The following is a 20,578-nucleotide window of genomic DNA, read 5'->3' on the forward strand; positions in this document are numbered from 1 at the left end:
TCATGGGACAAGGCCTGTTTTTTTCTTTCTCCGTAAAAGTTTTATCATAAGAATCAGAAACCCGATTATAATGTAAAAGTCTTCCATCAATACGGGTGGTTGACACTAAAGGAGGGAGATGACAAAATGAAATTAGTTCCAAGATTCAGAAAACAATGGTTCGCTTACTTAACGGTTTTGTGTTTGGCTTTGGCAGCAGCGGTTTCTTTTGGCGTACCGGCAAAAGCGGCAGAGAACCCGCAAACTTCTGTATCGAATACCGGTAAAGAAGCTGATGCTACGAAAAACCAAACGTCAAAAGCAGATCAGGTTTCCGCCCCTTATGAGGGAACCGGAAAAACAAGTAAATCGTTATACGGCGGCCAAACGGAACTGGAAAAAAACATTCAAACCTTACAGCCTTCGAGCATTATCGGAACTGATGAACGCACCAGAATCTCCAGCACGACATCTTTTCCATATAGAGCAACCGTTCAACTGTCAATCAAGTATCCCAACACTTCAAGCACTTATGGATGTACCGGATTTTTAGTCAATCCAAATACAGTCGTCACAGCTGGACATTGTGTGTACAGCCAGGATCATGGATGGGCTTCGACGATAACCGCCGCGCCGGGCCGCAATGGTTCGTCATATCCGTACGGTACTTATTCAGGCACGATGTTTTACTCCGTCAAAGGATGGACGGAAAGCAAAGACACCAATTATGATTACGGAGCTATTAAATTAAACGGTTCTCCTGGAAACACGGTTGGCTGGTACGGCTACCGGACTACAAACAGCAGCAGTCCCGTGGGCCTTTCCTCGTCAGTGACAGGATTCCCGTGTGACAAAACCTTTGGCACGATGTGGTCTGATACAAAGCCGATTCGCTCCGCTGAAACGTATAAGCTGACCTATACAACCGATACGTACGGCTGCCAAAGCGGCTCGCCTGTTTATCGAAACTACAGTGATACAGGGCAGACAGCTATTGCCATTCACACGAACGGAGGATCGTCATATAACTTGGGAACAAGGGTGACGAACGATGTATTCAACAATATTCAATATTGGGCAAATCAATAAATACAGCAAACTAGCCATATTCATGTCTATTTTGTTTTTATGCGGGTGCAGTTCGCAGACGCATTCTTCTCAAAAAGAAACGACTATTCCTGTCACTCTTCATGTGGAGGATGCTAAGGGGCTGCCGGTCGAAGGGGTTCAAGTGACGATTGTCAAAGCGCCCTCTTCAGATGAGGAGCCGAGTACAGAGATTGGCGAGATACTCGGTAAAACAGACAAAAACGGAGATATCAAATGGGATACCGGCAGAAAAGGCGATTACTCAGTCGCGTTGACGAAGGGTGAAACATCAGTAACCCATCACATCTCGTTAACAGAGGATAAAAAAGATCATGCCATTCCATTAGTCTTCAAAGAATAGCAGTTTCCTTGATTTTAAGGGAACTGCCTTTTTTATTTATTGCAGGAAACCAAACTATATACTGGAAATTTATTATGTGAGATAATAAGAAATAGGTATTTTTTCTTACGAGACAAAAGGGGCGTTATCCTTTATTTTATATCAATCAAACCCGGAGGAAAAAGAAGAAAATGATACAAGATTCAATGCAGTTTGCCGCGGTTGAAAGTGGTCTGCGCTTTTGCCAGGCATATGATCAAAGCCTTTCTTTGTGGCCGATTGAGTCGGAAGCATTCTATGTTTCTACTCGTTTTGGAAAAACACATATCATTGCAAGTGGGCCAAAGGACGCACCTTCGCTCATTTTGCTTCACGGGGGCCTTTTCAGCTCTGCGATGTGGTATCCGAATATCGCGGCGTTGAGCCGTCAATTTCGTACATATGCGGTCGATATAATAGGAGACAAAAATAAAAGTATACCATCAGCAGCCATGGAAACGAGAGCTGATTTTGCAGAATGGATGAAAGATGTCTTTGATTCTCTTGGACTTGAGACGGCACACCTGGCCGGCCTTTCGCTTGGCGGGTCCCATATCGTGAATTTCTTACTCCGCGCGCCTGAAAGAGTAGAGCGGGCGGTTGTTATGAGTCCCGCTGAAGCGTTTATTTCATTTCATCCGGATGTCTATAAATACGCTGCAGAGCTTACAGGGGAAAAAGGAGCTGAATCATATATCAAGTGGATCACAGGCGACAGTTATGATCTGCATCCTTTACTGCAAAGACAAATTGTGGCGGGCGTGGAATGGCAGGATGAGCAAAGGAGCCTGAAGCCGACAGAAAACGGCTTTCCGTACGTGTTCACAGACCAGGAATTGAAATCAATACAAGTCCCGGTACTTCTGATGTTCGGTGAGCACGAGGCTATGTACCATCAGCAAATGGCCTTTGAGCGGGCTTCGGTATTGGTGCCGGGAATTCAGGCTGAAATCGTAAAGAACGCCGGACATCTGTTATCTCTGGAGCAGCCAGAGTACGTCAATCAACGCGTCTTGTCCTTTTTATGCGGGGGGATAAAATAGTAAGGAACATGAAAAGATTGGCATTCATTTTTCAAAAGGTAACAAATGTTGTATAATAATAGAATTTGAATGCTGCTTTTTTTGGGAGCATTCTATGTTATCATGCTTATTGGAGAAAAATTTTTCCTGTAACGCTATTCGATCACTATCGTCAAATAATATAGATGGTTTTACAATTGGAGGTTTGGTTACACTGTGAATTACATCCCCTGTATGATTACGATAGGAAACTTCATTTGCGGATTGCTGGCGATTCATTCCTTGCTATATCACAACATTCATTCAGCAGTGCTTTTTATTTTTACAGGCATGTTCCTTGATTTCTTTGACGGGATGGCTGCTCGTAAGCTGAATGCCGTTTCTGATATGGGGAGAGAACTGGATTCGTTTGCCGATCTGGTTACGTTTGGGGTGGCTCCTTCTATGCTTGCTTACAGTGTCGCGTTGTATACCCTGCCATTTATCGGGATCTTATGCGCATTGACGTACAGCATTTGCGGAATGCTTCGCCTCTCTAAATTTAACATTGAACAAAGCAAGCTCCCGACGTTTATCGGTATGCCGATTCCGTTTGCGGGCATGTGTCTCGTTATTCTAAGCTTCACCTATAACCCGATCCTTCTGGCAATCGGCACTTGCGGACTCTCATATTTGATGGTGAGTAAAATAAAATTCCCTCATTTTAAAAAACATGCGGCAGAAAACCTGGAGTCTGGGAGATGGAATTAGTTCAGCAGCTCATAGCGGATTACGGTTATCTCGCTATTTTTTTGATGCTGGTATTAGGAATTGTAGGATTGCCGATTCCAGATGAAGTGATGATGACCGTTGTTGGCTATTTCACGCATACCGATGTATTGAATTATGAGCTTTCGATATTGATTAGTTTTGTCGGGGCTTTGTTAGGTATGCTGATCAGCTACATGATTGGCAGAAAAGCCGGACGCCCGTTTATCGACAAGTACGGCAAGTGGGTCGGCTTAAAAGAAAAAAGAATGATGAAAGTGGAAAAATGGATGAAGAAATACGGTCCATATTCTCTTATTTTAGGTTATTTTATTCCCGGCGTCAGACATGTGACGTGCTACTTTTCGGGGATCGGCAAAATGGATCTGAAAACGTATGTTGCGTTTGCTGCAATCGGCGCCTTTTTATGGTGCTTTGTTTTTATTACAATCGGAAGGGTTATAGGGATTATTCATGTTTAATACGGCTGTAAAGATTCTGTATCGATCATTGATAGAGCTGACGAATCATCGTCTGTCATCCTATCTGATTAAAGGATTTTGCGAGTCGAAAATCAGCAAACCGGTCATTCCGCTTTTCTCAAAACATTTTCGGCTGAATTGGGATGATGTGGACGGTACGGCTGCTGATTACGGATCGCTGTCCGAATTGTTCATTCGACAAATAAATCTGGAGCGGCGCCCTGTGTCAAAAGAGGCGCATGCGGTGGTCAGCCCTGTTGACGGTGTGGTTCAGACGGTAGGAATCATCAACCCGAATCAAACCTTTACGGTGAAGGGAAAAGATTACTCATTCGCTGAGCTGACCGGCTGTAAAAGCGCAGACCATCAATACAATGGCGGTTACTTCGTCGTGCTGTATCTAAGCCCGAGGCATTATCACCGTTTCCATTCTCCGATCAGCTGCAGGTATCAAAAGCTGGCCGAGCTCGGAAATCGCTCATACCCGGTAAATCAACTAGGCTTAAAATACGGGAAAGATGTGCTGTCGAAAAATTATCGGTTTGTGTACGAGCTGAATAGCGGCAGCCGAAATGTCCTGATGATTCCTGTCGGCGCGATGAATATTAATTCTATCGTGCAGACGAATACCCGTACTGAATTGGAGATCGGCGAGGAGCTGGGATACTTTTCATTTGGCTCAACCGTCATTTTGGTTTTTGAAAAAGACGCGTTCCAGCCGTCCGCCCATTTAGCAGAAGGCCAAGAAGTTCAAGTCGGAGAACTGATAGGTTATGAAGAGTAAAAAGAGGAGCTTGCAAACGCAGCGCCTCTTTTTTTGAAGAAAGGTGAGACTTATGGAGAAACAAATCATCAGCTGGATTACAGATTATCAGAACACCGGAGATGAAGCCGTCCTGCGGCAAGTGCGAGAAGTGTGCTGGCCGATCGTTGAAGCGGTTTTGCAAGAGAAGGCAATAGATGATGAACAAGCGAACAATTTGCGCGAAAAAGGAATCGAGCGGTTTCCATTCATCATCAGCAAATACCAAGCGGATGTGCAGCTTCCAGTTGAGACATTTTTACGAAATACGTATCGGTTTTACTTTCATCAGGTGATGAGAGAATCCAGCTAAAGCTTCTTTCAACAGAGAAGCTTTTTTTTGTTGGTAGGAAAAGGAAACTTTTTCTATATCTATCTCGTAATGACTAGAGAACCTAATTGGGGATTCACAGAAGAGCAGATGATCCTTAAGGAACAATATGACGGTGTCATTTGGCTGGAGCATATCACGCCCTCTGTCATTATCAAGTGAGCGGCGTCCTCCTGTGCTATAACAGGTGGAGTGTACCTTTTGTTTGATAGTTTTCAGATAACTATATCGATTAGTGAATGAATGGAAAATACTTGTTTGCCATGAGAAACCCTTGTGCTGCTTAGGTTTGTAAGAGCTTGGTTATTTTTATCAGTCTGGGCGGATCTGTTCATCTTTGCGGCATTTTCCTGTATGATATAGTAAGAGTGTGCATAGCAACTAACTATAATTGAACAGGGTGTTTAAACATGGAAAAACAATACAGAGTATTACTTTACTATAAATATGTTCCGATTGAAGATCCAGAGGCGTTTAGAGAGCAGCATCTGGCTTTTTGTAAGGAGCTTGGTTTGTTAGGCCGTATCCTTGTTTCTTCTGAAGGAATTAACGGTACGGTATCAGGTACGGTTGAACAGACTGAAAAATATATGGAAACAATGAAAGCTGATCCTCGTTTTGCGGACATGGTATTTAAAATTGATGAAGCAGAAGGCCATGCCTTCAAAAAAATCTTCGTCCGCCATAAAAAAGAGCTTGTAACGCTTCGTCTTGAAGATGATGTCGATCCGAACGAAACAACAGGCCAGCATTTGAAGCCTGCAGAATTTTATGAGAAGATGCAGGATCCAAACACAATTGTCATCGACGCGCGTAACGATTACGAGTATGACCTTGGCCATTTCAGAGGTGCGGTCCGTCCTGACATCGAAGCCTTCCGCGAATTACCTGAATGGATCGAAGAACACAAAGATATGCTTGAAGGCAAAAAGATTTTAACGTACTGTACAGGCGGCGTACGCTGTGAAAAGTTCTCAGGATGGCTGGTGAAGCAAGGCTTTGAAGATGTAGCACAGCTTGACGGCGGAATCGTGACATACGGAAAAGACCCAGAGGTGCAAGGCAAGCTTTGGGACGGCCAGTGCTACGTATTTGATGAAAGAATCAGCGTGCCTGTCAACCGTGTTGAGCATGTGATTGTCGGTAAGGACTACTTTACAGGAGAACCGTGTGAGCGTTATGTGAACTGCGCAAATCCATCTTGCAATAAAAAAATGATATGCACACCGGAAAATGAGTATAAATATATGCGCAGCTGCAGCCACGAATGCCGCACGAACCCAAGAAACCTGTATGTGAAAGAGCATAATATGACAGAAGAAGAAGTAAACGCAAGACTGGCAGCGATTGAAACAGAAGATCACGCTGCTGCTGAATAAAAAAAGAACACCTCGTATTGAGGTGTTCTTTTTTTCTATATGCTTTCAGTTTGGCTGTTTGCGGAAACCCATTCTTTTTGGCGGAAGGCCTTTTCCCATTTTGATACCACGATACAGGCGATCGCATGTCCCGGTACGTTCACGCCTGTTCTCGCCATGTCCATGACGCGGTCAACACCCGCGATAATGGCAACGCCTTCAGCCGGCAGTCCTACAGCATTGGCAGTCGCCAGAAGAACTACAAGCGATCCTGAGGGTACAGCTGCAATGCCTTTACTGGTCATCACAAGCACAAGCATCATGAGCAGCTGCTGGGACAATGTCATGTCTACTTGAAAGGCCTGTGCGAGAAAGATACAAGAAACCGATAAATATAAGCTGGAGCCGTCACAGTTCAATGACAAGCCGGAGGGAACGACAAATGATACCACTCGTTTGGGACAGCCGTATTTCTCCATTCTATCCATCAGCTGAGGGAGAATGGTTTCAGTGCTTGTGGTGGAAAATGCAATTAAAAACAGATCCCATATCATTTTCAATACTTCGAAATACTTAATCTGAAAGATGAGACCGACAAGCGGAAAGAGGACAAAGAGGATCAGGAACAGGCCAAGGAATACGGTGCCAACCAGCTTAAACATAGGGAGGAGGAGTTCAATGCCATATTGGCCTACAGAAGCAGCCATCAGGGCTAACACGCCGATAGGAGCAGTGACCATGACGATTTGCGTGAGCTTGAACATAATCTGAGCTGTAGATTCAAAAAACTTCATTACTGGTTCAGAAGCTTTGCCGATACCAGCTGCGGCGACACCAAATAAAATGGCGAAGAAAATAACGGCAAGCAAATCATTTCTGGCCATGACATCAATAATGTTTGTAGGGATAATATCCAGGATCATTTGCTTGAAATCAACAACTTTGTCTGTGTAGCCGGAAAGTTCATGAATATCTTTTTTTGCCAAATGGGAGAGGTCAAGCCCGACACCTGGTTTTAAGACATTCGCTAATAAAAGTCCAAGCCCTAATACCAACGTTGTAATCACTTCGAACCAAATGATCGTCTTGATGCCGAGACTGCCCATTTTTTTCATGCTTCCGCTTCCTGCGGCTCCAATGACAATGGTAGAAAATACAATCGGCACAACAATCATTTTAATCAGGCGGATAAATCCATCTCCGACAGGCCTCAGTGCCATCCCGAAATCAGGAAAAAAGTGGCCGATCACCGCGCCGACAGCCAAAGCGATTAAAATTTGAAACGCGATTAATTTTTTCAAATGAATCCCCCTTTAGAACGATAGAATGTAGGCATATTCATATCATTCGTGATTCAAATGCAAACACCTTTTTTCAAGTTATTTTATTTTGACAGCGCTTTCATTATGTTGGCGAAAAAGTCCCCCGCAGCAGGGGGGACTTTTTTACTTCATTTGAATGTGCTTTAGATCTTCTTCAGAGGTATTTGTGAAAATAACCGGTGTTATGGCTGAAGCGGCATGCTGCTTGATGTAATTGAGATCAAAGGTGAGAAGCAGTTCGCCTTGTTTGACGGCTTGTCCGCTTGTGACATGTGCTTCAAAGCCTTCCCCATTCAGTTTGACGGTATCGATGCCGACATGAATCAGGATTTCAGTGCCGCCGGCGCTCATAAAGCCGATGGCGTGTTTTGTCGGAAAAATCGAGACGATCTCGCCGTCCGCAGGTGCAACGACTTTTCCTTCTGATGGTATAATCGCAAATCCCTCGCCCATCATTTTTTCTGAAAAGACCTGATCAGGCACATCCCCTAAAGAGACTGTTTCTCCTTTAATCGGATAAATAAAGGTCTCATCGGAATCGGGCTTCAGCGGTTTGTCAGTTACCGTGTCCAGCGCGGCGGCGGTGGCAGGGACGCCTCCGGCCATGATTGTTTTGATGTCGTCTTTTAAGGCATCGGACTTGGTTCCGAATATTGCCTGGAAGTTGTTGTTGACCTCCAGCACACCTACTGCACCAAGCCGTTTTAATTCATCCTTGCTGACTTGGCTTGGCCGATGAACGGTCACACGAAGCCTTGTGATACATGCATCCAGGTTAGCGATATTTTGCTGTCCGCCCAAGGCCTGCAGCACGTGAAAGGCAAGCTGGTCTTTTGCAACTGGAGCTTTCTCCTCATTCTGACCGTCTTCATCTGTCTCACGGCCGGGCGTTTTCAAATTCCATTTCAGAATCGCAAATCGGAACAAATAATAATAAATGAAAGCAAACACGATCCCGACAGGAATGACAACCCAGCCGTTTGTAGACAGTCCGTAGTTCAAGACGTAGTCAATTCCGCCGCCTGAGAACGTATAGCCGTGGCGGACATGGAATAAATCACAAACGACAAAGATGACGCCGGCAAGAATAGAGTTAATCAAATAGAGCACGGGCGCAACGAACAAGAAAGAAAACTCAACCGGTTCTGTAATTCCGGTCAGCATAGATGTGAGCGCCGCAGAAATCATCACGCCGGAGATCATTTTTTTCTTTTCCGGACGCGCGGTATGGATAATGGCAAGTGCAACTGCCGGCAGACAGAAAATCATGTAAGGGAAATCCCCCATCATAAAGCGCCCGGCTGTCGGGTCTCCCGCGAAAAACCTTGTCAGGTCGCCGGTTACGGTGTTGCCTGTTGATGGGTCTGTGTATTCTCCCATCATAAAATAGAAAGGCGTATAAAAAATATGATGCAGGCCAAAAGGAATCAGCAAACGATAGATCGTTGCATAAAAGAACAGGCCGACTGTTGAATCGGCAATTAAACTGCTGGCTGCGTTAATTCCGTTTTGGATCAGCGGCCAAACGAATGAGAAAATGACGCCGATCACCAATGAACTGACGGAAGTAATAATCGGGACAAATCGTTTTCCAGAGAAAAATCCAAGGACCGGATGCAACTCGATTGATGAAAATCGCTTATATAAATAGGCGGCGAGAAGCCCGATGATGATTCCTCCGAAAACCCCCATATCAATCAGGTGCTCGGCTCCTTCATACGGAGGCTGAAGGCCGAGTAATTTTCCCATATTGTCGAGGGTGACGGTTAAAATTAAGTATCCGATGACAGCGGCAAGTCCGGCTACACCTTCTCCGCCGGCTAATCCGATCGCGACCCCCACGGCGAAAATCAGCGGAAGATTATCGAATACAACGCCGCCCGCATCCTTTATAATAGGGATGTTCAGTAAGTCCTTGTCTCCGAAACGGAGCAAAAGACCCGCTGCCGGCAGGACGGCAACCGGAGTCATCAACGCGCGGCCAAGCTGCTGCAGAATTTGAAATGCCTTTTTAAACATGACAGTCTCCTTTTATTGTGTTATGAGAATGATGCACTCTTTAATTTTTGAGCTGCTTTATAATCGGCGATAACGGTTACATGATTGTGTTTTTGAAGAATGGAGGCCGGTACATCTGTCGTGACAGGACCTTCAACCATCTTTTGAATGGCGTCTGCTTTTTCCTCGCCGCTTGCTAATAGCACAATATGTTTGCTGAATTCCATGATGGTTTTAATACCCATTGAAATCGCGAGTCTCGGCACCAGCACCGGATCACCGCCGAAGAATCTGGCATTTGCCTGTATCGTGCTTTCCGAGAGCTTCACAACACGTGTCCGGTCCTCAAAATCAGATCCCGGTTCATTGAAACCGATATGGCCATTGGCGCCGATGCCGAGAATTTGGACATCAATGCCTCCCGCCTGGCGGATGAGATCCTCGTATACTTTGCATTCCGCCTCAAGCTGCGGGTTGTCTCCTTGCGGGATATGAATATGATCAGGCTGCATATTGATATGCTGAAATAGATGCTCATGCATAAAGTGGTTATAACTTTGCGGATGAGATGGAGAGAGACCAGCGTATTCATCCAAATTAAATGTAGTAACCTTTGAAAAATCAATTTCGCCTGCCTGATAGTCTGAAATCAACTGCTTATACAAGCCGACCGGTGTGCTTCCTGTTGCCAGGCCGAGAACGGCATCTTTCTTAGCTTGTATTTGTTCTTTAATAATGGCAGCGCTTAACTTACAGAGTTCTTCGTAGTGATCGGCGATCAGAATCTTCATGTGACACCCCCTCAAAGAGATAGACAAGCACCATATTTGTTATAACCAATTTACGATACTTGTCATTACGAATTTAGCACCGCCCTTATCAAACTGTCAATATTAATTTCTGAAAATTTGTTATAAAAGAAGGATACAAATCTTTCATATTGGGATGGCAAATGGTATTATGGTCTCAATTAAAAAGAACGGAATGCATACAGAATGGGGAGAATGAAATGACAGCTTTATATTCTGTTATCAAGTTTAAAATCATTGAGTTAATTAAATCGGGCAAATATCAGGCGAATGATCAGCTGCCGACGGAGAGTGAGTTTTGCGAACAATATGATGTCAGCAGAACAACTGTGAGACTGGCCCTTCAGCAGCTAGAGCTTGAGGGATATATTAAAAGAATTCAAGGAAAAGGGACATTTGTATCGGCGGCAAAAATACAAACGCCAATTCCGCATAAGATTACGAGCTTTGCAGAACAAATGAGAGGCCTTCGTTCTGAATCAAAAGTGCTTGAGCTTGTGGTGATTCCTGCCGATCACTCCATTGCCGAGCTTTTGAAAATGAAAGAGAATGAACCTGTTAACAAGCTTGTCAGAGTCAGATACGCCGAGGGGGAACCTTTGCAGTATCATACCTCATATATTCCCTGGAAGGCGGCACCGGGGCTGGCACAGGAGGAATGCACCGGCTCGCTGTTTGAATTGTTAAGGACAAAATACAATATTGAAATCAGCAGGGGCACGGAATCGATCGAACCGATTTTAACGGATGAAACGATCAGCGGCCACTTATTAACCAATGTCGGAGCGCCTGCGTTTTTATCAGAATCCCTTACCTATGATAAAAATGAAGAAGTGGTGGAATATGCGCAAATTATTACCCGGGGAGACCGAACGAAATTCACCGTAGAACAGTCATATCATTCATAAAGCAATGTGTTTTAAGAAGGGAATGGTGGTTCTATGTTTTTATTGACGAATGGAAAAGTGCTGTGGGGAGCAGTGATTGCTGCATTCATCCTTTCAATTGTATTTTACCCTTTTCTGCCGACGCAGATGCCGATTCATTATGATGTTGCGAACAGTCCGAATCTGACGGTTAACAAGCTGGCGGGGACTGTGATGCTGCCTGTTTTGATGGTGGTGTTTGCATGGGCGCGGAAGATCAATTGGCAATTAGTGTTCGCAGTGTATATTTTGCTGATTTGCCACATTGTCGTCCTTTGTTTAGCGGTCTAAATCAAACAGCCAGAATAAAACTGGCTGTTTTTCTTTAATTTCAGCTTCATCTGACAATGAATGTGGTGTATAATAGCTGATGATCCTAAAGAATATTCTGAAATTTATAGGTGTGAAGCGGCGTATTATTAAAGGAAAGGCTGTATACTTTTTGCAGCTTTAAAAAGACTGAATATTTAAACAATTATGTGAAAGGTGTGCTGATTAGATTGAATAAGCTTATTGAACGAGAAAAAACTGTATATTATAAGGAAAAGCCCGACCCGTCTTCCTTGGGGTTTGGACAATATTTTACAGATTATATGTTTGTGATGGACTACGAAGAGGGGATTGGATGGCATCATCCGAGAATTGCGCCGTACGCACCGCTTACGCTTGATCCGTCTTCATCTGTTTTTCATTACGGCCAGGCTGTTTTTGAAGGATTAAAAGCATACAGAACAGACGACGGCAGGGTGCTGCTGTTCCGTCCGGATCAAAATATCAAACGGCTGAACAGATCGTGTGAGCGCATGAGCATGCCCCCTTTAGACGAAGAGCTGGTGCTTGAGGCATTGACGCAATTAGTTGAGCTGGAGAAAGATTGGGTTCCAAAGGAAAAAGGAACGTCACTGTATATTCGTCCTTTTGTCATTGCCACAGAACCGAGTCTCGGTGTGAAGGCATCCAGGAGCTATACATTTATGATCGTGCTTTCGCCTGTCGGCTCCTATTATGGCGACGATCAGCTGAAGCCGGTTAGAATCTATGTCGAAGATGAGTATGTGAGGGCGGTCAACGGAGGAGTCGGGTTTGCAAAAACGGCTGGAAACTATGCCGCCAGTCTTCAGGCACAGCGGAAAGCGAATGAACTGGGCTATGACCAGGTACTGTGGCTGGACGCCATCGAAAAGAAATATGTGGAAGAAGTAGGGAGCATGAACATCTTTTTCGTCATAAACGGGGAAGCTGTCACACCTGCTTTAAGCGGAAGCATTTTAAGCGGGGTTACACGTGCGTCTGCGATTGAATTGATTCGAAGCTGGGGCATTCCGGTTCGTGAAGAGAGAATATCGATTGATGAGGTGTATGCGGCCTCTGCACGCGGAGAATTGACAGAGGTCTTTGGCACAGGCACGGCAGCAGTCGTTACGCCTGTCGGTGAACTCAACATCCATGGAAAAACGGTGATTGTAGGCGACGGGCAAATCGGGGACCTCTCGAAAAAGCTGTATGAAACGATAACAGATATTCAGCTTGGCAAGGTAAAAGGCCCGTTTAACTGGACAGTGGAAGTGTGAAAATCGAAAAAGAACCTGCCCGGAGGCAGGTTCTTTTTATTTTGAATGAGTCATATCAGCAGCCGGCTGGCTTTTGCGGTTTTTTACATAATATATTGCATAGCAAATGGCCATAAATGGAACGCCGCAATAGAGTGCGATTCTTTGATTCGGATCAAAGGCAATGCCAACGACGGAAGCCAGGCATAACAGGAACGCAGCAATCGGCACGAACGGATACAAAGGGGTTCTGTATTTCAAATCAGTAACCTTGTTTCCCGCTTCGATATAACGTTTTCTGAACATGAATTGAGAAGCAGCGATTCCCATCCACACGACAACGACGGCAAAACCGGAAATCGACACGAGCACAACGTATACAGTGTCTGGCGCAAATACGCTGGACAGCAACGACAGAATGCCGCCGATCATGCTGAACACCAGCGCGTTAAAAGGGGTTCCTTTTGACGTCAGCTTTGCAAATGTCGGATGAAGCGTTTTTTCTTTTGATAAAGACCACAGCATCCGGGAAGAAGCGTAGAGTCCGGAATTAGCCGCTGACAGGATCGCTGTCAGGATAACAAAGTTCATGATATCGGCTGCGTATGGTACACCGACTCTGTCAAAGACAGCGACAAACGGGCTTTTGATGACACCTGCATCTTGAATCGGAATCAGCCCTGACAGCACAAAAATTGTTCCGACAAAGAAGAGCGAGAGACGCCAGACCGTTGTTTTTATCGCTTTTGGTATCGTCTTGTCAGGATCAACGCTTTCACCGGCTGCGATTCCGATTAGTTCCGTTCCCGAAAAGGCAAAATTGACGGACAGCATCGTCATCAAAATCGGGACAAATCCATTGGGAAAAAGCCCGCCTTCCGCCGTGAAGTTGGACAGCATCGGAGCGGCTTCTCCGCCTTTGATCGGGATGATGCCGAACATGGCAGAGCCGCCTAAAAGAATAAATAATACAATGGCTAATACTTTGATGCTGGAAAACCAAAATTCTGATTCAGCGAAAAACTTGACCGAAAATGCGTTAAGCAAGAAGATGAACAGCGCAAAGACGGCACTCCACATCCAAACCGATGTATGGGGGAACCAGCGCTGCATTAACAGGCCGGCTGCTGTGAATTCTGATCCCAATGCCACGGTCCATGTCAGCCAATACAGCCAAGCGACCGTAAATCCGGTGCCCGGCCCTATGTATTTGGCTGCATAGGTGTGAAAGGCGCCGGTCACAGGCATGGCGACTGACAGCTCACCGAGGCATAGCATGACCAGATAGACGATGCCGGCCCCGACTAAGTAGGCGAGTATCGTTCCGGCCGGGCCTGCTTGCTGAATGGTATAACCTGAGCTTAAAAACAGCCCGGTTCCGATGACACCTCCCAAGGAAAGCATAAAGAGGTGCCGGCTTTTCATACTTCTCTGAAAGGTTGTCTCATTCTTGTTGTGGGCAGAGTTCATCTTTTTCCAACTTTCTATCAGCGATTTATTTCCTTCCTAATAAAAAATCTCATGTCAGAAAGTGACACGAGACTCCGGCGAACCGGCTTTAAGTTAGAATATACAAACTATTCCGATAAGTCAAGTTGTTTTTAAAGAGCGGGCCCAAGCCGCAATTTCTTGAATATTTTCGGGTTTTGTCCGGCAGCAGCCGCCAATCAGCCTCGCTCCTTTTTCATGCCAGGTGCGGGCGCTCGCCCCGTAAGATTCTGCGCATGCTGCGCCGTTCCACGTTTTTGTTTCCGGATCATATTGCTCACCTGAATTCGGGTAGACAATGATCGGTTTTGACGTGTTCTTTTTTAACTCCTCTATCAAGGAAGGGATATGCTGAAGCGGCGTGCAGTTGATGCCGAGTGCTGCAATTTGGCGGTGTTCATCAAGCCATGATGCGCAATCAGATGCAGGTGTTCCGTCACTGATATGCAGGCCGTCTTTAGCACTGAAGCTGATCCATGCATACGTTTCAGGAAATTCCTTCAACAGCCGAACAATCGCTTTGGCTTCAGTCAGACACGGAATCGTTTCGCATGCCAATACATCAGCTCCGGCTTCAATCAGCGCCTTCATCCGGGGGCGATGAAATTCAATCAGTTCATCTTCTGATATTGCGTAGTTGCCGCGATACTCAGACCCGTCTGCAAGATAAGCGCCATAAGGGCCTACAGAAGCCGCAATGATCGGTTTTGGCCGATTCAAACGGTTCTCTTCAAGCGACCAAAATTCATCACGTGCTTCAGCTGCGATGCTGACGGACAACTCGATGAGCCGGCGTGCTTCCGCTTCGCTCAGCCCGCGTGCGGCAAAGCCTTCAAATGTAGACTGATAGCTGGCGGTGATTGCACAATCGGCGCCTGCTGCGAAATAATCAGTATGAACTTGTTTAATCAGCTCCGGCTCTTCCATCAGGATTTTTGCCGACCACAGACTGTCGTTCAAATCACAGCCCTTGCGTTCAAGCTCGGTCGCCATGGCGCCGTCTAGCACAATAAGCGGGTATGTATCTAGTATGTGTTGGATAGGATTCATAGAATGTACCTTTCTTTCAGATTTTTTTGAAAAAGATATGAAAATCGTAATGGAGGCTTACGTGTTTGTCAATAAACGCAAAAAGAGAAAGGTGTTCAGCCCATATGTCTGAACACCCTTTTCTTATGATATTTGTTTGTTGTGCGTGTCAGTCTTTGTGTCTGAAACCGGCCAGCACTCAATGCCATTATGGTTTTTGAGCACATCTTTATAAAAGACAGGATCTTTGCCTGCTTTTTTCTGGCGTGTATAGTCTTTCAGCGCCGTAAAAACAACCTTTGATAGTAAGAAAATAGCGATTAAATTCACGACGACCATCAAACCCATGAACAAATCAGCAAGATCCCAGACGAGCTGGACTTTGGCAACACAGCCAAACACGATCATTGCCAGCACGCCGATACGGTAGACAAAAATCAGTTTTTTGCTTTTGTTCAAAAAGCCGATATTGGTTTCGCCATAATAATAGTTTCCAATTAGAGCACAGAATCCGAATAACAAAATCAGAATGGCCAGAAAGCCTGATGCCCATGATCCGACATGGGAGCTGAGGGAGGCTTGTGTCAAGGCGATTCCGCTCAGACCCGGAGTATGATAGGCATCCGAAAACAGGATGATAAAGGCGGTGCTTGTACAAATGACCAGTGTATCTGTCAGTACACCAAAAGCTTGGATCAGCCCCTGTTTGACGGGATGGCTTGTTGTGGCGGTGGCAGCGGCATTCGGTGCGCTTCCCATTCCCGCTTCGTTTGAAAAGATTCCCCGTCTGACGCCTTGCATGAGTGCCGCGCCCAAAGCCCCGCCGGCGGCCTGATCAAAACCAAACGCATTTTTCACGATTAGCGCAAGCACACTTGGCAGCTGCGTAATGTTGGTGAAAATGACGAAAAACGCAACTCCGATATACAGGACAGCCAATACGACGACAATGGATTCAGCCAGCTTTGCAATGCGCTTGACTCCGCCAAAAATAATCGTGCCGAATACAGCAATTAAAATGAGTCCCAATGTCAGGCGGTTTGTGCCAAACGCGTTTTCAAAGGCAAGGCTGACTGTATTGGATTGAACCGAGTTGAAGACGATACCGAACGATAAGGTGATTAACACAGCGAACAGCGCGCCCATCCACCTTTTGTTCAGCCCTTTTTCCATGTAATACGCCGGCCCGCCGCGGAAGCCGTTTACATCTTTTACTTTATAAATCTGAGCCAGTGTGCTTTCCACAAAGCTGGATGCTGATCCGATAATGGCGATAATCCACATCCAGAAGATTGCACCGGGCCCGCCGAGTGCAATGGCGATGGCAATGCCCGTAATATTTCCCGTTCCGACACGGGCCGCCATGCTGATGCAAAAGGCTTGAAACGGAGAAATGCTGTTTTTTGACCGGGAAGCAGCACCTTCTCTTAATACCCTGACCATTTCTTTCAGCATGCGAACCTGTAAAAACTTAAGCCTGAACGTAAAATAGATTCCCAGAGAAAGGAGCAAAACAATCAATAGCTTTGACCACAAAAGATCATTTGCAATACCGACGATATGTTCCAGGATTTGCTGCATACAATCACCTCTTTTTTCATATTTAAAAAATGCTGAGCTCCCATTCCTGCGCCATATGCTTCAGCAGCATACCGCCAGTGAGGCTGTTGCCGTATTCATCAATGGCAGGCCCGTAAATGCCGATGCCGCATCCGGATTGAAAAGGCTGTTCTCTTCTGGCGCTTGGAGGCACCAGCGCCATGATGCCGCCGGAGACGCCGCTTTTGGCCGGCACGCCGACAAACGCCGCATATTTGCCTGAAGCGTTGTACATGCCGCACGTCAGCATTAATGCCTTGGCCAATTTTGCCACATCTTTTGGAATCACCTGCTCGTGTCGAATCGGATGATACCCGTCATGAGCAAGGATCAGGCCGATCAACGCAATATCTTCTGTAGTGCTCTCCATAGCGCATTGCTTCAAGTACACCTCAAGTGTTTCTTCTACTTCAGCTTCTAAAAAGTTTGTTTCTTTTAAATAGTAGGCCAGCGCTCTGTTGCGGTGGGCGGTTTCCCATTCAGAACGGAATACTTCTTCATGAATTCTTGGCCGTTTTCCTATCAAAGTTTCCATCACCGAGTAAAGAAACTCGAGCTTTTCGTATGCAGATTCTCCGGGAAGGATCGAAGCGATGGTGAGGGCACCCGCGTTGATCATGGGATTGAAGGGCTTTCCCGGCTTGTTGATTTCGAGCCGAATGATTGAATTAAAGGCGTCACCTGTCGGCTCGACATCTACGCGGTCAAGCACATAGGGAATGCCGCGGCTCATGCAGGCGGCAATAAAGCTAATCACTTTTGAAATGCTTTGCATGGTAAAAGAGACGTTCCAGTCGCCGGCGTGTATCATCGTTCCATCAGGCTCCAATACACAGATGCCGAGCTGTGAATCATTGACTTTTCCTAAAGCGGGGATATAGTTTGCGCTTTGTCCATTGGCGGCAAAAGGGCGATAGTATTCAACCCAATCATGAAGCTGTAACGCCGGGTTTATGTCTTTCTGGTGCTCTTTTATCAATTCTTTCATCGAATTCCTCCTCACTGATTTTTTTCTTAAAGGACTGAGGTGTATCAAAACGAAGGCTAAGGGGGCGTTAAACGCTTTCATAATAGCGGAAGGTATAATTACTGTATAATGGAGACTACAGAATCATACAAAATACGACAAAAACATTTTGAAAATAAGCAGTAAGATTTATAAAAACCTCATGTTCTGGGTCAAAAGCAATTTGCAGGTTTTCTCCCGATTCCCCAAAATAAAAAGCGAGGATGTGATCAACATAAAACTGGAACGGTTTATTGAAAAAGACGGATATATACTGGCCCTCATGCTGATTACGGTGCCGCTGGCCGGTGAACTGAAATTTTATCCCCTCAATGAAGAATTCCGGGTCAGCTTTGGGGCACCGGTTTTTTTCTTCTTTTTATCATTGTTGCGGCATGTGCCCGCTGTGCTGCCGGGTTTTCTGACTGGAGCGGCTGTTTTCATCTTTCGCGTCTTTCTGGAATTATGGGGCGGAGGACACAATGGGCTGACTCCGATTCTGTATGATCAAGCGTCTGGCTTTTTCTTTTATATGACTTACGCCTGTCTGTTTTCCATATTAAAGGCCAATCGTTTCCGTGAACGGCCGATTATGCTCGGTTTCATTGGGTTTATGATTGAAGTTGTGTCAGATTGTGTCGAGCTAACTGTGCAATTTCTCATTTTTCATACGGTTGTCACGCCTGAGAAAATCACTGACATTGCGGTGATTGCGATTTCTCACACATTTATTGTGATGAGCTTTTATAGTGTGCTGAAGCTGTATGAAACACAATCGAGAGAAAAACAGACAAGGCAGCAGCACGAGCACATGCTGATGATCGTTTCCAATTTATATGAAGAAACGGTGCACCTAAAAAAGACATTGAAAACGACAGAGAAAGTGACAAACGATTCGTATCAGCTCTATCGGGAAATGAAGGGCAAGGATGTTCAGCTGAGCGGCAGAATCCTGAGACTGGCCGGAGAGATTCATGAAGTGAAAAAGGACAACCAGCGGATATTCGCAGGGCTTTCAAAACTGATTTCGAATGAGAGTTTGAGAGATTATATGAGGGCTTCTGATTTGCTGCAGCTCGTGATTCGAATGAATGAAAAGTACGCTGAAGCACTAGGGAAGCAGATTGATTTTTACTGCTCGATCGAGGGAGAGCATGACGAATATCACGTATTTATCGTGCTTTCGATCATTAATAATCTAACAGCAAATGCGGTAGAGGCTATGGATGAAGAGGGAATGGTCAGCCTGAGGCTCCGTAAGCCAAATGAGAGTATGGTAGAATTCCAGGTGGAAGACAATGGCCCCGGGATTTCCGAGAAAATCGGAGACATTGTGTTTGACCCGGGCTTTACTTCAAAATATGACGAATTTGGCACGCCTTCTACGGGTATCGGACTTTCCTACGTAAAGGAAATCGTGACAGAGCTAGAAGGGGATATCACGTTTGATAATCAGCAGCGGGGAGTGGTGTTTGCCATCAGGCTGCCTGTCCGGCATTTGATTCAGAAAGGGTGAACCAAAAGCTATGCGTTTTTTTATTGCAGATGATGACCGTGCGGTGCGGTCAATTTTAAGGCAGATCATTGAGGACGAAGATCTCGGGGAAGCTGCTGGTGAAGCAGACGACGGAAGCCAAGTGGAAGGGCATATGCTGCAATTTAAGCAGATTGATATTTTATTAATCGATCTGTTAATGCCCGGAAGAGACGGCATTGAGACGATTCGTCAGATCCAGAATACGTACTCCGGCAAAATCGTAATGATCTCTCAAGTGGAGGCGAAGGAAATGGTCGGGGAAGCGTACTCGCTCGGCATCGAATATTTTATCCATAAGCCGATTAACCGCATTGAAATTGTCACGGTTCTCCAAAAGGTGAAGGAGCGGATCGAGCTTGAACACTCGATTGGAGCCATTCAGCATTCTCTAAGCCGGCTTGTCAATCGGACTGAACGGAAAGCGCGTCCCCAGCAGAAGAGTGACAGCGGTTTAAAAGAGGCAGGAACATTCCTGTTGTCCGAGCTGGGCATGATGGGAGAAGGCGGCGCACATGATCTCATGGCGGTCCTGCAGTATTTAGCAGAACACGAGCAATCCGAGCCGCACGAAAAACAAAGCCCTTCGCTAAAACAAATATTCACCCAAGTAGCGGTACGGAAGCTGGGGACAGGAGCCTCACAGACGGAAGTCAATCGCGAAATGAAAGCCTCGGAGCAGCGTATCCGCAGAGCGATTATTCATTCGCTGCACCATTTTGCTTCACTGGGCACAACTGATTTTTCGAATCCAAAATTTGAAACCTATGCATCGAAATTCTTTGATTTTCCGGTTGTCAGCCAGAAAATGAAAGAACTCCAATCCAAGGATGCAAAACCCCTTGCACCTGCTAGAATAAATATGAAAAAATTCATCCACGTGTTTTTTTTGGAAGCAAAGCTTTTGCATGAGACGATGAAACAAAGAAGGATATAAACCAAACAGCCGGCTGACCAGGCTGTTTTTTTGCTGCGCAGAATCCCGGCCGGACAGTGATTTACCGCTTTTTTATAAAATATCAGAAAATAAAGATATTGACTTATTGTTTATTTGTCTTACAATTAAACAAAAGGATATATGGGAAGGAGCGGATGTGAAAGAAAAATTAATAAAAGCGCTTACAGATA

General features: G+C 45.5%; 20 protein-coding genes and 1 pseudogene. 14 read left to right on the forward strand and 7 right to left on the reverse strand.

Going from position 1 to position 20,578, the window contains the following annotated elements:
* Window positions 1–126 precede the first annotated feature (126 nt).
* The 9 genes and pseudogenes from mpr (at window position 127) to trhO (ending at window position 6,210) form a co-directional block, all read left to right on the forward strand.
* Window positions 127–1,068, forward strand: a complete 942-nt coding sequence (gene mpr, locus SB658_RS14440; RefSeq protein WP_003246370.1) for an extracellular metalloprotease Mpr — start codon at window positions 127–129, stop codon at window positions 1,066–1,068.
* Complete coding sequence (locus SB658_RS14445; RefSeq protein ID WP_003246434.1) at window positions 1,031–1,429, forward strand: YbfJ family protein; 399 nt, start codon at window positions 1,031–1,033, stop codon at window positions 1,427–1,429. The genes mpr and SB658_RS14445 overlap by 38 nt, the downstream gene beginning before the upstream one ends.
* A 170-nt stretch (window positions 1,430–1,599) precedes the next feature.
* Window positions 1,600–2,490, forward strand: coding sequence for an enantioselective carboxylesterase CesB (cesB, locus tag SB658_RS14450; protein WP_029726952.1), 891 nt, complete (start codon window positions 1,600–1,602; stop codon window positions 2,488–2,490).
* Window positions 2,491–2,685: 195 nt separating this feature from the next.
* Window positions 2,686–3,219, forward strand: coding sequence for a CDP-diacylglycerol--serine O-phosphatidyltransferase (pssA, locus tag SB658_RS14455; RefSeq protein WP_009966430.1), 534 nt, complete (start codon window positions 2,686–2,688; stop codon window positions 3,217–3,219).
* Window positions 3,210–3,698, forward strand: a complete 489-nt coding sequence (locus SB658_RS14460; RefSeq protein ID WP_003234861.1) for a DedA family protein — start codon at window positions 3,210–3,212, stop codon at window positions 3,696–3,698. Before pssA ends, SB658_RS14460 begins: the two co-directional genes overlap by 10 nt.
* Window positions 3,691–4,482 carry a phosphatidylserine decarboxylase gene (locus SB658_RS14465; protein WP_003246344.1) on the forward strand — a complete coding sequence of 264 codons (792 nt, stop codon included), beginning with the start codon at window positions 3,691–3,693 and terminating at the stop codon, window positions 4,480–4,482. Before SB658_RS14460 ends, SB658_RS14465 begins: the two co-directional genes overlap by 8 nt.
* A 52-nt stretch (window positions 4,483–4,534) precedes the next feature.
* A complete protein-coding gene (locus SB658_RS14470; RefSeq protein ID WP_021481898.1) occupies window positions 4,535–4,813 on the forward strand; it encodes a hypothetical protein in 279 nt (92 codons plus the stop codon).
* A gap of 87 nt (window positions 4,814–4,900) precedes the next feature.
* A pseudogene (locus tag SB658_RS14475) lies at window positions 4,901–4,993 on the forward strand (hypothetical protein); the annotation flags it as partial.
* A 248-nt stretch (window positions 4,994–5,241) separates the two neighbouring features.
* Window positions 5,242–6,210 (forward strand): oxygen-dependent tRNA uridine(34) hydroxylase TrhO, encoded by a 969-nt coding sequence (gene trhO, locus SB658_RS14480; RefSeq protein WP_003246287.1) that lies wholly within the window; start codon window positions 5,242–5,244, stop codon window positions 6,208–6,210.
* Between the two features lie 35 nt (window positions 6,211–6,245).
* Here the strand turns inward: trhO and gltP are convergent, their stop codons facing one another.
* The 3 genes from gltP to nagB form a co-directional block, all read right to left on the reverse strand.
* Window positions 6,246–7,490, reverse strand: a complete 1,245-nt coding sequence (gltP, locus tag SB658_RS14485; RefSeq protein WP_003234847.1) for a glutamate-aspartate/proton symporter GltP — start codon at window positions 7,488–7,490, stop codon at window positions 6,246–6,248.
* 144 nt (window positions 7,491–7,634) lie between these two features.
* Window positions 7,635–9,530, reverse strand: a complete 1,896-nt coding sequence (gene ptsG / locus SB658_RS14490; protein WP_113713015.1) for a glucose-specific PTS transporter subunit IIBC — start codon at window positions 9,528–9,530, stop codon at window positions 7,635–7,637.
* Between the two features lie 20 nt (window positions 9,531–9,550).
* Window positions 9,551–10,300 carry a glucosamine-6-phosphate deaminase gene (gene nagB / locus SB658_RS14495; RefSeq protein WP_113713016.1) on the reverse strand — a complete coding sequence of 250 codons (750 nt, stop codon included), beginning with the start codon at window positions 10,298–10,300 and terminating at the stop codon, window positions 9,551–9,553.
* A gap of 218 nt (window positions 10,301–10,518) precedes the next feature.
* Here nagB and gamR point away from each other — a divergent pair, with 218 nt between their 5' ends.
* From gamR to SB658_RS14510, 3 genes are all read left to right on the forward strand, one after another.
* A complete protein-coding gene (gene gamR, locus SB658_RS14500) occupies window positions 10,519–11,226 on the forward strand; it encodes a transcriptional regulator GamR (protein ID WP_003234841.1) in 708 nt (235 codons plus the stop codon).
* A gap of 33 nt (window positions 11,227–11,259) precedes the next feature.
* Window positions 11,260–11,535 (forward strand): DUF1648 domain-containing protein, encoded by a 276-nt coding sequence (locus SB658_RS14505; RefSeq protein ID WP_113713017.1) that lies wholly within the window; start codon window positions 11,260–11,262, stop codon window positions 11,533–11,535.
* Between the two features lie 209 nt (window positions 11,536–11,744).
* The gene (locus tag SB658_RS14510) at window positions 11,745–12,815 is read left to right on the forward strand and encodes a branched-chain amino acid aminotransferase (RefSeq protein WP_003246499.1); all 1,071 of its coding nucleotides are present in this window, start codon (window positions 11,745–11,747) and stop codon (window positions 12,813–12,815) included.
* 36 nt (window positions 12,816–12,851) lie between these two features.
* Here the strand turns inward: SB658_RS14510 and mmuP are convergent, their stop codons facing one another.
* The 4 genes from mmuP to SB658_RS14530 form a co-directional block, all read right to left on the reverse strand.
* A complete protein-coding gene (gene mmuP / locus SB658_RS14515) occupies window positions 12,852–14,264 on the reverse strand; it encodes an S-methylmethionine permease (RefSeq protein ID WP_009966441.1) in 1,413 nt (470 codons plus the stop codon).
* A gap of 120 nt (window positions 14,265–14,384) precedes the next feature.
* The gene (gene mmuM / locus SB658_RS14520) at window positions 14,385–15,332 is read right to left on the reverse strand and encodes a homocysteine S-methyltransferase (protein WP_113713018.1); all 948 of its coding nucleotides are present in this window, start codon (window positions 15,330–15,332) and stop codon (window positions 14,385–14,387) included.
* 123 nt (window positions 15,333–15,455) lie between these two features.
* Window positions 15,456–16,892, reverse strand: coding sequence for an alanine/glycine:cation symporter family protein (locus tag SB658_RS14525; protein WP_003234831.1), 1,437 nt, complete (start codon window positions 16,890–16,892; stop codon window positions 15,456–15,458).
* A 22-nt stretch (window positions 16,893–16,914) separates the two neighbouring features.
* The gene (locus tag SB658_RS14530; protein ID WP_003234829.1) at window positions 16,915–17,898 is read right to left on the reverse strand and encodes a glutaminase; all 984 of its coding nucleotides are present in this window, start codon (window positions 17,896–17,898) and stop codon (window positions 16,915–16,917) included.
* 301 nt (window positions 17,899–18,199) lie between these two features.
* Here SB658_RS14530 and glnK point away from each other — a divergent pair, with 301 nt between their 5' ends.
* Together glnK and glnL are read left to right on the forward strand one after the other, a co-directional pair.
* Window positions 18,200–19,432, forward strand: coding sequence for a two-component system sensor histidine kinase GlnK (gene glnK, locus SB658_RS14535; protein WP_010886394.1), 1,233 nt, complete (start codon window positions 18,200–18,202; stop codon window positions 19,430–19,432).
* 10 nt (window positions 19,433–19,442) lie between these two features.
* Window positions 19,443–20,387, forward strand: a complete 945-nt coding sequence (gene glnL, locus SB658_RS14540) for a glutamine utilization two-component system response regulator GlnL (protein WP_003234824.1) — start codon at window positions 19,443–19,445, stop codon at window positions 20,385–20,387.
* The last annotated feature ends 191 nt before the right edge of the window (window positions 20,388–20,578 follow it).

Origin of the sequence: Bacillus sp. SIMBA_008, assembly GCF_046535495.1 — a bacterium.
In the GTDB taxonomy this organism is placed as follows: Bacteria; Bacillota; Bacilli; order Bacillales; family Bacillaceae; genus Bacillus; species Bacillus subtilis.

What these genes read in the sequence shown, in the direction of transcription:
- mpr (WP_003246370.1), top strand. Translation starts at nt 127, where the DNA reads ATGAAATTAGTTCCAAGATTCAGAAAACAATGGTTCGCTTACTTAACG.
- SB658_RS14445 (WP_003246434.1), top strand. Translation starts at nt 1,031, where the DNA reads ATGTATTCAACAATATTCAATATTGGGCAAATCAATAAATACAGCAAA.
- cesB (WP_029726952.1), top strand. Translation starts at nt 1,600, where the DNA reads ATGATACAAGATTCAATGCAGTTTGCCGCGGTTGAAAGTGGTCTGCGC.
- SB658_RS14460 (WP_003234861.1), top strand. Translation starts at nt 3,210, where the DNA reads ATGGAATTAGTTCAGCAGCTCATAGCGGATTACGGTTATCTCGCTATT.
- SB658_RS14465 (WP_003246344.1), top strand. Translation starts at nt 3,691, where the DNA reads ATGTTTAATACGGCTGTAAAGATTCTGTATCGATCATTGATAGAGCTG.
- SB658_RS14470 (WP_021481898.1), top strand. Translation starts at nt 4,535, where the DNA reads ATGGAGAAACAAATCATCAGCTGGATTACAGATTATCAGAACACCGGA.
- trhO (WP_003246287.1), top strand. Translation starts at nt 5,242, where the DNA reads ATGGAAAAACAATACAGAGTATTACTTTACTATAAATATGTTCCGATT.
- ptsG (WP_113713015.1), bottom strand. Translation starts at nt 9,530, where the DNA reads ATGTTTAAAAAGGCATTTCAAATTCTGCAGCAGCTTGGCCGCGCGTTG.
- nagB (WP_113713016.1), bottom strand. Translation starts at nt 10,300, where the DNA reads ATGAAGATTCTGATCGCCGATCACTACGAAGAACTCTGTAAGTTAAGC.
- gamR (WP_003234841.1), top strand. Translation starts at nt 10,519, where the DNA reads ATGACAGCTTTATATTCTGTTATCAAGTTTAAAATCATTGAGTTAATT.
- SB658_RS14505 (WP_113713017.1), top strand. Translation starts at nt 11,260, where the DNA reads ATGTTTTTATTGACGAATGGAAAAGTGCTGTGGGGAGCAGTGATTGCT.
- mmuP (WP_009966441.1), bottom strand. Translation starts at nt 14,264, where the DNA reads ATGAACTCTGCCCACAACAAGAATGAGACAACCTTTCAGAGAAGTATG.
- mmuM (WP_113713018.1), bottom strand. Translation starts at nt 15,332, where the DNA reads ATGAATCCTATCCAACACATACTAGATACATACCCGCTTATTGTGCTA.
- SB658_RS14525 (WP_003234831.1), bottom strand. Translation starts at nt 16,892, where the DNA reads ATGCAGCAAATCCTGGAACATATCGTCGGTATTGCAAATGATCTTTTG.
- SB658_RS14530 (WP_003234829.1), bottom strand. Translation starts at nt 17,898, where the DNA reads ATGAAAGAATTGATAAAAGAGCACCAGAAAGACATAAACCCGGCGTTA.
- glnK (WP_010886394.1), top strand. Translation starts at nt 18,200, where the DNA reads ATGCTGATTACGGTGCCGCTGGCCGGTGAACTGAAATTTTATCCCCTC.
- glnL (WP_003234824.1), top strand. Translation starts at nt 19,443, where the DNA reads ATGCGTTTTTTTATTGCAGATGATGACCGTGCGGTGCGGTCAATTTTA.